Here is an 11,673-nt window from a genome sequence, read left to right as displayed (position 1 = left end):
TCTGATACAGATTAATCGATACGTCGGTAAGACGTGTTGATAAAACAGAATTTGCCTGGCGGCACTAGCGCGGTGGTCCCACCTGACCCCATGCCGAACTCAGAAGTGAAACGCCGTAGCGCCGATGGTAGTGTGGGGTCTCCCCATGTGAGAGTAGGGAACTGCCAGGCATCAAATAAAGCAGAAAGCCCGGTCGAAAGACCGGGCTTTTTGTTTTATCTGTTGTTTGTCGTTGAGCGCTCTCCAGAGTAGGACAAATCCGCCGGGAGCGGATTTGAACGTTGCGCAGCAACGGCCCGGAGGGTGGCGGGCAGGACGCCCGCCATAAACTGCCAGGCATCAAACAAGTGAAGAGCCCATCCTGCCGGATGGGCTTTTTGCGTTTCTGTCGTCCGGCCAGCGTGCCGGCATGTCCCCCCGGTGGCGCTGCGCTTGCCGGGGCTACGGATCCGACACGGGGCTACGTCCCTGTGGCCGGACAAGGTGCGCAGCACCGCCTCCGGGAAAATCCCTCCTATATCACCGTCGATAAATGACTATTGCCTCTCTAACCAACTCACAATAAATGTCGCGATCTGTGGTACATCATTTAAATCCAGCAGCGGAAGTGAGGTCGCGATCGATACATCGCTGGCCACGGCGATGGTATGCTCATCAATTACCAGCTCTTCTACACGATGGCCGCTGTTTTGCCGAAAAAGCAGGATCTTCGGCACGGGTTCATGTTTGAACCCCTCCACTAAAACCAGGTCCAGTTTGCTGGCATCCATTCGACTGACCAGCCACGTGAGATCTAATTCCGGCTTCTCTGGCGTCTCGGTCATCAATGCCCACCGCTGTTCGCTGGCGACAATAGTTTGCGCAGCGCCCGCCTTACGCAGTTCATAGCTATCTTTGCCCGGCTTATCCACGTCCATATCATGATGGGTGTGCTTTATCAGTCCCGGGCGTAATCCTAGAGCGCAAAGCTCAGGGATAAGACGCTTTAATAATGTTGTTTTTCCGGTACCGCTCCATGCGGCGATCGCCAGTAATGGGATCATGATGGCTCCTGCATCTGCTGCAAATCTTCGAGCGTATTTACATTAATGAAAGCAGTTTTCACATCGCTGAAATTCACCGGGCGCCCACCCATTTGTCGCATAAAAACCATCACCCTGCGCTCTCCATGTGCCAGATAAGCCTCCAGTTCCGGAATGATTTGACGATGAACTAATGCAACGGCAGGATGATCCCGTTCGCCGTCATGGGCCCAAACGACCGGTGCGTCCCCTCTCTGCTGGATAAAGCGCTCCACCAAAAAGGACGGAATGAACGGCGTGTCGCAGGGGCAAAAAACAAACCATGGGCTCGCGACCTGCTGCATCACAGCAAGCATTCCGGCCAGCGGCCCCTGATAACCCTCCTGTATGTCTCGAAAGACCGGATATCCGCTGGCACGCCACTGTTCAAGATGACGATTGGCGCTAATGACTAACTCATCTACCTGCGGGGCTAATGCTTCCGCGACGTGTCGCCAGAGAGGGCGACCATTTAGCGCCTGTAATCCTTTATCAATGCCGCCCATCCGCGTGGCCCTGCCGCCCGCCAGCACGACGCCGGTTATCGCCTCGCTTTGCATATGAATATCGCCTCTTTCATTGTGGGATTGACCCTGTTAACTTGTCCCTATCAAGAGTAAGGAGCATGACCATGAAATGTAAACGTCTGAATGAAGTAATTGAACTCCTCCAGCCAGCCTGGCAAAAAGAGCCTGAACTGAACCTGATGCAATTTTTGCAGAAGCTGGCGAAAGAGGCCGGCTATGATGGCGAACTGAGCGATCTTTCCGACGATATTCTGATCTATCACCTGAAGATGCGCGACTCTTCCAAAGATGCTGTCATCCCGGGTATTCAGAAGGATTATGAAGAGGACTTTAAAACCGCGCTGCTGCGCGCCCGCGGGGTAATAAAAGAGTAAAAGGTTGTAAGCGCTACCGCGTAAAGTGCAATGAGATGATATCCTGAACTATTCGTACGATTATCGGATGTCAGGATGCACGATAAGGCTTTTACTTTTCAGACGCTTCGCCCGGATACCATTATCGATGGGTTATTCGATCTGGGTATGCGGGTGGACTCCGGTCTCACCCCGCTAAACAGCTATGAGAACCGCGTTTATCAGTTCCAGGACGAAGAGCGCCATCGCTATGTGGTAAAGTTCTATCGTCCTGAGCGCTGGTCCGCAGAACAGATCCTTGAAGAACACCAGTTTGCGCTTCAGCTTGTAGAAGATGAAGTGCCCGTTGCTGCGCCGCTCTTATTTAATGACAGCACGCTTCATCAGCATCAGGGATTCTACTTTGCCGTTTTCCCAAGCCTTGGCGGTCGTCAGTTCGAAGCGGATAACCTTGATCAGATGGAATGGGTTGGCCGCTATCTGGGGCGCCTGCACCAGACGGGCTGCAAACAGCGCTTTACTGCCCGCCCGGAAATTGGCGTGCAGGAGTACCTGCTGGAACCGCGTCAGGTGTTTGAGCAGGCGACGCTGATCCCCTCTGGCCTGAAGGCCGATTTCCTGAAGGCGACCGATAAACTCATTGCTGCCGTCATGGAGCAATGGCACGGCCGCGGGAACACGTTGCGCCTGCACGGTGACTGCCATGCCGGTAATATCCTCTGGCGCGACGGACCACTGTTTGTCGACTTAGACGATGCGCGCACCGGCCCGGCGATTCAGGATCTGTGGATGCTGCTCAACGGCGATAAGGCTGAACAGCGTATGCAGCTGGAGACTATTGTCGAGGCCTATGAGGAATTCAGCCCCTTTAACAGCGATGAAATCGCGCTGATTGAACCTTTACGCGCTATGCGACTGGTTTATTATCTGGCGTGGTTGCTCAGACGCTGGGACGATCCCGCTTTCCCGGTCAATTTCCCCTGGTTAACCGGGGAGGATTACTGGCGGGGGCAGACGTCGACTTTTCTTGAGCAGGTGAAGGTTCTACAGGAACCCCCGCTTCAGTTAACGCCAATGTATTAATGTGATATATCCAGGAGAGAGTAAATCATGAAAAAAGTTTGGCTGGCGCTGGCTGGTATGATTCTGGCTTTTAGTGCATCCGCTGCCCAGATCACCGACGGCAAGCAGTACATCACCCTTGATAAGCCGATTGCTGGCGAGCCGCAGGTGCTCGAGTTCTTTTCGTTCTACTGCCCGCACTGCTACCAGTTTGAAGAAGTGCTGCATGTCTCTGACAATGTGCGCCAGAAACTGCCGGAAGGCACTAAAATGACCAAATACCACGTTGAGTTCCTGGGTCCGCTGGGCAAGGATCTGACGCAGGCATGGGCGGTGGCCATCGCGCTGGGCGTTGAAGACAAAATTACTGCGCCGATGTTCGAAGCCGTGCAGAAAAACCAGACTGTGCAGAGTGTGGCTGACATTCGTAAAGTGTTTGTCGACGCTGGCGTGAAAGGGGAAGACTACGATGCCGCATGGAATAGCTTCGTGGTGAAATCTCTAGTCGCTCAGCAAGAGAAAGCGGCAGCCGATCTGCAGCTGCAGGGCGTACCGGCTATGTATGTTAATGGTAAATACCAGCTGAATCCGCAGGGGATGGACACCAGCAATATGGATGTCTTCGTCGCTCAGTATGCGGATACCGTGAAGCAACTGGTAGAGAAGAAATAAAAAAAACGCCGGTCACTGACCGGCGTTACTTTATCTGTTTTGCAATAGCTACCGTTCTTTGTCCCTCATGATGTCAGTCAACTGACGGTCTTTCTCTTCCCATAGGCCATTCAGCCAGCGCTGGAAGCTGCGCTTAAAGTTCTTATCGTTAACGTAATCGCCGTGCAGCTCTTCGCCAATAGGGACCAGATTGATACGGACCACGATGCGCGTCAGGCGGCCGCTTAACATATCGTAAAATGGTCTTGTATGATTATCCGGGTAGCACAGCGTGACGTTCAGCAGTTTATCGAACTGCGAACCGAGTACGTTGAGCGCCATGGCGATACCAGCGGCTTTCGGCGGTAACAGGTTGTGGTAAGGAGAGCGCGTTTCGCGCTTTTTTTCTTCGGTAAAACGCGAGCCTTCCACAAAATTGACGATAGTCGTCGGATGCGCGCGAAATTTTTCACACGAACGGCGGGTGGTTTCGACATCTTTACCGCGGCGCTCCGGGTGACGAATAAGATAGCTGCGCGAGTAGCGGCGCATAAAAGGCATATCCAGCGCCCAGCAGGCGAGGCCAATGAAGGGTACCCACGCCAGCTGTTGTTTAAGGAAGTACTTATTCATCGGAATATGCTTGCGGAACAGCACGCACAGCACCACGATGTCTGCCCAGCTGTGGTGGTTGCTGATCAGCAGATACCAGTTCTTTTTGTTCAGGCCTTCCAGACCCTGGACGTCCCATTTTAGCCAGGGATTGAGATGCAACAGCAGCGCCAGCCCTTCGCACCAGCAGTACATCATAAAATTGCAAAAAACGGATATAGAGCGCCATACCGCTGGAATGGGGACCAGCAGTTTAATCAGCCCGGCGACGATGATCGGTACAGAGCAGATAATGGTGACTAAGATGGTTAAGGCGATACTCAGCGGAAGTGTTATCGCAGCGAGTAATCTCGACATAGTTAGTTTATTCAGAAAGTTAGGCTGACAAAGAGCGCCTTTAAGCTGCGCAAGAGGCTGATTTTACCAGAAAACGCGGCAAATGACGGGTCTTACCAGAACAGAAAAAAACAAGGATCTTCTATCCACATGGAAGATTAGGTCATCAAATTAATGCCAGGATCGTTGATCTGTTTTTAAGTGGTTGATAAATAGTAAATAATACTATTTATTCATTTATTTTCAGGGGCGGATAAGCTGACGTTGTAAAACTATGCACAAAGTTATCCACAAGCTAAGTTGTCGCGCGATCGCGACGATCGTTGAATCTTTTCCGCGAATTGCGGGAAAAATTCAGGATTTCATGCCCGTCTGTGGCATCCTTTATCCATAATCTGATAAACAGGCACGGAAATTATGGTTCAGATCCCAGAAAACCCTCTCATCCTCGTTGACGGCTCCTCCTATCTTTATCGGGCGTATCATGCGTTTCCGCCGCTGACTAACAGCGCAGGGGAGCCCACCGGGGCTATGTACGGCGTACTGAATATGCTGCGCAGTTTGATACTGCAGTATCAACCGACTCATGCCGTCGTGGTCTTTGATGCGAAAGGGAAAACCTTCCGTGATGAATTGTTCGAGCATTACAAATCTCACCGCCCGCCGATGCCGGACGATCTGCGCGCGCAGATTGAGCCGTTGCATAAGATGGTGAAAGCGATGGGACTGCCGCTGATGGCTGTCCCGGGCGTCGAAGCTGACGATGTGATTGGCACCCTGGCGCGGGAAGCGGAAAGGGCAGGTCGCCCAGTCCTGATCAGCACCGGCGATAAAGACATGGCCCAGCTGGTGACGCCGGGCATCACCCTGATCAATACCATGACCAACACTATCCTCGGACCGGATGAGGTGGTTACTAAGTACGGCGTCCCGCCGGAGCTGATTATTGATTTCCTGGCGCTGATGGGCGACTCCTCGGATAACATTCCCGGCGTGCCGGGCGTGGGCGAAAAGACCGCCCAGGCGCTGCTGCAAGGCCTCGGCGGCCTTGATACGCTGTATGCGGAACCGGAGAAGATCGCTGAACTGAGCTTCCGCGGCGCGAAAACGATGGCGGCGAAGCTCGAGCAGAACAAGGACGTGGCTTATCTCTCTTATCAGCTGGCGACCATCAAAACCGACGTCGAGCTGGAGCTCACCTGCGAAGAGCTGGAGGTGCAGCCGCCGGCGGCAGACGATCTGCTGGCGCTGTTCAGACAGTATGAATTTAAGCGCTGGACCACCGACGTTGAGGCCGGAAAATGGCTGCAGGCTAAGGGGGGCAAACCGGCTGCGAAACCTGCATTACCTGCAGCAGCGGCAGAAGCGGAAGAAGAGGTTGAAGCCGCTACTGCACTTTCAGCAGAGCATTATGTCACTATCCTTGATGAGGCTACGCTGCTCACCTGGATCGATAAGCTGAAGCAGGCGCCGCTCTTTGCCTTTGATACGGAAACCGACAGCCTGGATAACATCTCCGCCAACATGGTTGGTCTTTCATTCGCTGTTGAGCCAGGCGTGGCCGCCTATGTCCCGGTAGCGCATGATTATCTTGATGCGCCGGATCAGATCCCGCGCGAGCGCGTGCTGGCGCTGCTTAAACCGCTGCTGGAGGATGAGAAGGTGCTCAAGGTCGGGCAAAATCTCAAATACGATCGCGGCATTTTGGCTAATTACGACATTGAGCTGCGCGGGATTGCGTTCGATACCATGCTCGAGTCTTACATTCTCGACAGCGTGGCGGGCCGCCACGATATGGACAGTCTTTCCGACCGCTGGCTGAAACATAAAACCATTACCTTCGAAGAGATCGCTGGCAAGGGTAAGAATCAGCTCACCTTTAACCAGATTGCGCTGGAAGAGGCTGGTCGCTACGCGGCGGAAGATGCCGACGTTACGCTCCAGCTGCATCTGAAGATGTGGCCGAAGCTACAGCAGCATGAAGGCCCGCTGAATATCTTCCAGCATATTGAAATGCCGCTGGTGCCGGTGCTGTCTCGCGTTGAGCGCAACGGCGTTAAAATCGACCCCGCCGTGCTGCATGCGCACTCGCAGGAAATTGCCCAGCGCCTGGTTGAGCTGGAGCAGCGAGCACATGAGATCGCCGGGGAAGCGTTTAATCTCTCCTCCACCAAACAGCTGCAAACGATCCTGTTTGAAAAACAGGGTATCAAGCCGCTGAAGAAGACGCCGGGCGGTGCGCCGTCCACCTCTGAAGAGGTGCTGGAAGAGCTGGCGCTCGATTATCCGTTGCCGAAAGTGATTCTGGAGTATCGTGGGCTGGCGAAGCTGAAGTCGACCTATACCGATAAGCTGCCGCTGATGATTAACCCCAAAACGGGCCGCGTGCATACCTCCTATCATCAGGCGGTCACCGCCACCGGCCGTTTGTCGTCTACCGATCCAAACCTGCAAAACATTCCGGTGCGTAACGAAGAAGGGCGCCGTATTCGCCAGGCGTTTATCGCGCCGGAAGATTACGTCATTGTCTCGGCGGACTACTCGCAAATCGAGCTGCGCATTATGGCGCACCTGTCGCGGGATAAAGGCCTGCTGACCGCCTTCGCGGAAGGGAAGGATATTCACCGGGCGACGGCGGCTGAAGTATTTGGCTTACCGCTGGACAGCGTCAGCAGCGAACAGCGGCGCAGTGCGAAAGCCATCAACTTCGGTCTGATCTACGGCATGAGCGCCTTTGGCCTGGCCCGCCAGCTGAACATCCCGCGTAAAGAAGCGCAGAAGTACATGGATCTTTATTTCGAACGTTATCCGGGCGTCCTGGAGTATATGGAGCGCACCCGCGCACAGGCGAAGGAGCAAGGGTATGTTGAAACGCTGGATGGCCGTCGACTCTATTTGCCGGATATCAAGTCCAGCAATGGCGCTCGTCGTGCCGGCGCGGAGCGTGCGGCGATTAACGCCCCGATGCAGGGGACGGCTGCGGATATTATCAAGCGGGCGATGATTGCCGTTGATGAATGGCTGCGGAGCGAGAAACCTCGCGTGCGGATGATCATGCAGGTTCACGATGAACTGGTCTTTGAAGTGCATAAGGATGAGCTCGATGCCGTATCGAAAAAGATCCACGAACTGATGGAGAACAGCACTACGCTGGCGGTACCGTTGCTGGTGGAAGTGGGCAGCGGCGAAAACTGGGATCAAGCGCACTAAGTATACAAAGCGCAACGCGATTTTCTGTAAGTAAGCAACATAACTTATAGAGTTTTGTGAGGATCATTTGAATTTGCTATGTAAATAGTGAAAAAAAACTACAAAAAATGCTTTATCCGTGAGCGAAAGAAGAGTAAAGTTATTCGCGTAGGGTACAGAGGTAAGATGTTCTATCTTTCAGACCTTTTACTTCACGTAATCGGATTTGGCTGAATATTTTAGCCGCCCCGGTCATTTATGACCGGGGCGTTTTTTATTGCGCGAAAGAAAAGTTTTAGGCTGTGAAAACAACGTAGTATGAACGTCCGGATAGGGCGCTACGCGCCGTTATCCGGAAAAAGCGGGGGTTACTCGGCGTCTTCGACGGCTTCTTGCGGCGGGATTTCGTTAAACCAGCTATCCAGCTTCTGTCGCAGCTTATCGACGCCAGATTTTTTCAGCGAAGAGAAGGGTTCAACCTGGACATCGCCATTGAAGGCCAGTACCGCTTCACGCACCATATTCACTTGCGCTTTACGCGCGCCGCTGGCGAGCTTATCGGCTTTGGTGAGCAGTACCAGCACCTGAATATCGCTCTCTACCGCCCATTCGATCATCTGCTGATCGAGATCTTTAAGCGGGTGACGTATGTCCATCAGCACCACGAGACCCTTCAGGCACAGACGTTTTTCCAGGTATTCCCCCAGCGCGCGCTGCCACTTGATCTTCATCTCTTCGGGTACTTGCGCATAACCATAGCCGGGCAGGTCGACAAGGCGCTTGCCCTCAGCGACTTCGAACAGGTTAATCAGCTGCGTACGCCCCGGGGTTTTGGAGGTACGCGCCAGGTTCTTCTGATTAGTCAGCGTATTCAGCGCGCTGGATTTTCCCGCGTTGGAGCGGCCGGCGAACGCCACTTCAATACCGGTATCGGCAGGAAGATGGCGGATATCTGGCGCGCTAGTGACAAAGTGCGTCAGTTGATAATTCCAGTTGGTCAAGACGGTCGTCTCCGTTAAAACAGGCTATGGCAGGGATTATACCTGAACAGCAGAAAAAGGCTGTTTTTACCGCACGCCGTTCCTGTAAGTAAAAACCATATGGTTTGTGAGACATTGACTATTCTTTGTATAGGACATACCTGAGGAAAATAAGACAAAACATATTTAAGGTGTTGAAAATTAATCAATTATAGAAATAGAGAATTCTGAAAATAGATTTTTAACTGCCAGACTGGTTGTCGATTTTTGTCAACAAGGTAAAGTAATACACAACGGCGGGGATGCTGAAAGGATTAGGACTCAGGACGAGGAGTCAGGAAGCGCCAGGAGGCGAAGACCACAGGATAGTCAGGATGACGCGCGTCTTGGAGACGTTTTATAGGGAAAAGGAAGAAACAGGGACCGTTGGACGCTAAGGGAAAGACAGGGTGAGTCGTTAGCGAACAGGGAAAGAAGAGCCCGTTAAGGGTGGTCAGTGAGGAAAAAGGCGACAGAGTAATCTGTCGCCTTTTTTCTTTGCTTGCTTTCTGCTAGATTCCGCCTCAATTCTATACTGAATACTACTGTCTGAAGATTACACATCATGAAAAAACCGACATCCGCCACCCGTGGCAAATCCGGCCGCAAGTCGCGTGAAGAGTTAAATCAGGAAGCTCGCGATCGCAAACGGCAGAAGAAACATCGTGGCCACGCGGCAGGCAGTCGCGCGAACGGCGGCGATGCGGCTTCAGCGGGTAAAAAACAGCGTCAGGCGCAAGATCCGCGCGTGGGTAGCAAAAAACCGATCCCGCTGGGCGTGAGCGAAAGCAGCGCTCCAGCTCCCAAGCAGCATAAACCAAAGAGCGAGAAACCTATGCTTTCACCGCAGGCTGAGCTGGAGTTGCTGGAGAATGATGAGCGCCTGGACGCGCTGCTGGAACGTCTGGAAGAGGGCGGCACCCTGAATGCTGAAGAGCAGAGCTGGGTGGACGCCAAACTGGATCGCATTGATGAGCTGATGCAGCAGCTCGGCCTCTCTTACGATGATGAAGATGAAGAAGAGGAAGAGCGTCAGGAAGATATGATGCGTCTGCTGAAGGGTGGAAACTAACATTTGCATCCCATCGGATTCCCGGTACTCCTTATAACCCTTCTGGTTATATGTTATCTGCTGTGGTTATTCGTTAAACTACGACGGTTGTCGCGGCGTCAGAAATGGCTGCGCAACCGGCTCATGACCCGCGGTGCGGTGGGGCCGGGACGGCGTACCCGTCGGCGGCACCATCGGAAGGAGTGAGCATGTCTGAGCAGATAATCGACTGGGATCTGGCCCTGATCCAGAAATATAACTATTCCGGGCCGCGCTATACCTCGTATCCCACCGCGCTGGAGTTTTCACCGCAATTTGGCGCGGCGGAATTCGATGCCGCTGTGGCCCGTTACCCACAGCGTCCCCTGTCGCTGTACGTGCATATCCCGTTTTGCCATAAGCTGTGTTATTTCTGCGGCTGCAATAAGATAGTCACCCGCCAGCAGCATAAGGCCGATCAATATCTCGATGTCCTTGAACAGGAGATCATCCACCGCGCGCCGCTGTTTGCCACTCGCCAGGTGAAGCAACTGCACTGGGGGGGCGGCACGCCAACTTATCTCAATAAGGCGCAAATCAGTCGCCTGATGGATCTATTGCGCAGCCATTTCCATTTCAGCGCGGAAGCCGAGATCTCCATAGAGGTCGATCCGCGTGAGATCGAACTGGATGTCCTCGATCATTTACGCGCTGAGGGTTTCAACCGCCTGAGTATGGGCGTACAGGACTTCAATAAAGAGGTTCAGCGTCTGGTTAACCGTGAGCAGGACGAAGCGTTCATCTTTGATTTGCTCAACCATGCGCGGGAGATTGGTTTTACCTCGACCAATATCGACCTCATTTATGGCCTGCCGAAGCAAACGCCGGAGAGCTTCGCCTTTACCCTGCAAAAGGTCGCCGAGCTCAATCCTGACCGCCTGAGCGTGTTTAACTATGCGCATCTGCCCACGCTCTTTGCCGCTCAGCGGAAGATTAAAGATGCCGATCTGCCCTCCGCTGAGCAGAAGCTGGAGATCCTGCAGGAAACCATCGGCTCGCTGACGACGGCAGGCTATCAGTTTATCGGCATGGACCATTTCGCCCGTCCCGATGATGAATTAGCGGTCGCGCAACGTCACGGCGTACTGCATCGTAATTTCCAGGGCTACACCACTCAGGGCGATACCGATCTGCTGGGGATGGGCGTTTCGGCGATCAGCATGATTGGCGACAGCTACGCCCAGAACCAAAAAGAGCTCAAGCAGTACTACCAGCAGGTAGCAGAGCAAGGGAACGCCCTGTGGCGCGGGATCGCGTTAACTCGCGATGACTGTCTGCGTCGCGACGTGATTAAAGCGTTGATCTGTAACTTCCAGCTGGATATCGCGGCGGTCGAGGCGCAGTGGGACGTGGATTTTGCGTCTTATTTCGCCGAGGATCTGAAACTGCTGGCGCCGCTGGCGCATGACGGGCTGGTGGCTGTGGATGATAAGGTCATTCAGGTGACGGCGAAAGGTCGCCTGCTGATCCGCAACATCTGTATGTGCTTTGATGCCTACCTACGGCAAAAGGCCCGGATGCAGCAGTTCTCACGGGTTATTTAATATTTTCCCCCTCTCCCGCAGGAGAGGGGGAACAATTAGCTGAACAGCCCGACCAGCGCAGCGCACAGCACGGCAGCGACTGCCGTTTGTGGCGTGTGACTCGCAGCGGCGCCGCTCGATATCATACTCACCAGTGATTCAAACATGATGCTCTCCCCTAATGCCGGGGACGATCATACTCAACTCATCGGAACAGTAAAGTACAAAATAGCAGCACTTTGCGCCGATC

General features: G+C 53.5%; 11 protein-coding genes and 1 rRNA gene. 7 read left to right on the top strand and 5 right to left on the bottom strand.

Annotation, left to right across the window (positions count from 1 at the left end):
* The first annotated feature begins 54 nt into the window (after positions 1-54).
* Positions 55-170, top strand: a 5S ribosomal RNA gene (gene rrf, locus KHQ26_RS15785).
* Between the two features lie 366 nt (positions 171-536).
* On the opposite strand, the gene mobB is transcribed toward rrf, so the two are convergent.
* Together mobB and mobA are read right to left on the bottom strand one after the other, a co-directional pair.
* Positions 537-1,043: a molybdopterin-guanine dinucleotide biosynthesis protein MobB gene (gene mobB, locus KHQ26_RS15780; RefSeq protein ID WP_002882596.1), complete on the bottom strand. Its 507-nt coding sequence runs from the start codon at positions 1,041-1,043 to the stop codon at positions 537-539.
* Positions 1,040-1,621 (bottom strand): molybdenum cofactor guanylyltransferase MobA, encoded by a 582-nt coding sequence (gene mobA, locus KHQ26_RS15775; protein ID WP_004178039.1) that lies wholly within the window; start codon positions 1,619-1,621, stop codon positions 1,040-1,042. The genes mobB and mobA overlap by 4 nt, the downstream gene beginning before the upstream one ends.
* A 71-nt stretch (positions 1,622-1,692) precedes the next feature.
* On the opposite strand from mobA, the gene KHQ26_RS15770 reads away from it, so the two are divergent.
* From KHQ26_RS15770 to dsbA, 3 genes are all read left to right on the top strand, one after another.
* Positions 1,693-1,962 carry a YihD family protein gene (locus KHQ26_RS15770; protein WP_002882612.1) on the top strand — a complete coding sequence of 90 codons (270 nt, stop codon included), beginning with the start codon at positions 1,693-1,695 and terminating at the stop codon, positions 1,960-1,962.
* A 75-nt stretch (positions 1,963-2,037) separates the two neighbouring features.
* A complete protein-coding gene (locus KHQ26_RS15765; protein ID WP_002882726.1) occupies positions 2,038-3,024 on the top strand; it encodes a serine/threonine protein kinase in 987 nt (328 codons plus the stop codon).
* Positions 3,025-3,051: 27 nt separating this feature from the next.
* The gene (gene dsbA / locus KHQ26_RS15760) at positions 3,052-3,675 is read left to right on the top strand and encodes a thiol:disulfide interchange protein DsbA (RefSeq protein WP_004146224.1); all 624 of its coding nucleotides are present in this window, start codon (positions 3,052-3,054) and stop codon (positions 3,673-3,675) included.
* A gap of 48 nt (positions 3,676-3,723) precedes the next feature.
* Here the strand turns inward: dsbA and KHQ26_RS15755 are convergent, their stop codons facing one another.
* Complete coding sequence (locus tag KHQ26_RS15755) at positions 3,724-4,623, bottom strand: acyltransferase (protein WP_004150336.1); 900 nt, start codon at positions 4,621-4,623, stop codon at positions 3,724-3,726.
* A gap of 396 nt (positions 4,624-5,019) precedes the next feature.
* On the opposite strand from KHQ26_RS15755, the gene polA reads away from it, so the two are divergent.
* Positions 5,020-7,812 (top strand): DNA polymerase I, encoded by a 2,793-nt coding sequence (gene polA / locus KHQ26_RS15750; RefSeq protein ID WP_004178036.1) that lies wholly within the window; start codon positions 5,020-5,022, stop codon positions 7,810-7,812.
* Positions 7,813-8,159: 347 nt separating this feature from the next.
* On the opposite strand, the gene yihA is transcribed toward polA, so the two are convergent.
* Positions 8,160-8,792, bottom strand: a complete 633-nt coding sequence (yihA, locus tag KHQ26_RS15745) for a ribosome biogenesis GTP-binding protein YihA/YsxC (RefSeq protein ID WP_002882734.1) — start codon at positions 8,790-8,792, stop codon at positions 8,160-8,162.
* A gap of 583 nt (positions 8,793-9,375) precedes the next feature.
* Here yihA and yihI point away from each other — a divergent pair.
* Positions 9,376-9,882: a Der GTPase-activating protein YihI gene (gene yihI, locus KHQ26_RS15740; protein ID WP_002882743.1), complete on the top strand. Its 507-nt coding sequence runs from the start codon at positions 9,376-9,378 to the stop codon at positions 9,880-9,882.
* 188 nt (positions 9,883-10,070) lie between these two features.
* Positions 10,071-11,444 (top strand): oxygen-independent coproporphyrinogen III oxidase, encoded by a 1,374-nt coding sequence (gene hemN / locus KHQ26_RS15735; RefSeq protein WP_002882745.1) that lies wholly within the window; start codon positions 10,071-10,073, stop codon positions 11,442-11,444.
* Positions 11,445-11,479: 35 nt separating this feature from the next.
* On the opposite strand, the gene KHQ26_RS15730 is transcribed toward hemN, so the two are convergent.
* The gene (locus tag KHQ26_RS15730) at positions 11,480-11,590 is read right to left on the bottom strand and encodes a YshB family small membrane protein (RefSeq protein ID WP_004152951.1); all 111 of its coding nucleotides are present in this window, start codon (positions 11,588-11,590) and stop codon (positions 11,480-11,482) included.
* Positions 11,591-11,673: the final 83 nt, after the last annotated feature.

The organism is Klebsiella sp. 10 (assembly GCF_018223925.1).
Taxonomy (GTDB): Bacteria; Pseudomonadota; Gammaproteobacteria; order Enterobacterales; family Enterobacteriaceae; genus Klebsiella; species Klebsiella pneumoniae.
The sequence above is the reverse complement of the archived record's forward strand: the minus strand, read 5'-3'. Positions and strand labels throughout refer to the sequence as shown.

Bases quoted from the DNA above. Each gene is read 5' to 3' on its own strand.
- mobB (WP_002882596.1), bottom strand. From the start codon at position 1,043: ATGATCCCATTACTGGCGATCGCCGCATGGAGCGGTACCGGAAAAACA.
- mobA (WP_004178039.1), bottom strand. From the start codon at position 1,621: ATGCAAAGCGAGGCGATAACCGGCGTCGTGCTGGCGGGCGGCAGGGCC.
- KHQ26_RS15770 (WP_002882612.1), top strand. From the start codon at position 1,693: ATGAAATGTAAACGTCTGAATGAAGTAATTGAACTCCTCCAGCCAGCC.
- KHQ26_RS15765 (WP_002882726.1), top strand. From the start codon at position 2,038: ATGCACGATAAGGCTTTTACTTTTCAGACGCTTCGCCCGGATACCATT.
- dsbA (WP_004146224.1), top strand. From the start codon at position 3,052: ATGAAAAAAGTTTGGCTGGCGCTGGCTGGTATGATTCTGGCTTTTAGT.
- KHQ26_RS15755 (WP_004150336.1), bottom strand. From the start codon at position 4,623: ATGTCGAGATTACTCGCTGCGATAACACTTCCGCTGAGTATCGCCTTA.
- polA (WP_004178036.1), top strand. From the start codon at position 5,020: ATGGTTCAGATCCCAGAAAACCCTCTCATCCTCGTTGACGGCTCCTCC.
- yihI (WP_002882743.1), top strand. From the start codon at position 9,376: ATGAAAAAACCGACATCCGCCACCCGTGGCAAATCCGGCCGCAAGTCG.
- hemN (WP_002882745.1), top strand. From the start codon at position 10,071: ATGTCTGAGCAGATAATCGACTGGGATCTGGCCCTGATCCAGAAATAT.
- KHQ26_RS15730 (WP_004152951.1), bottom strand. From the start codon at position 11,590: ATGTTTGAATCACTGGTGAGTATGATATCGAGCGGCGCCGCTGCGAGT.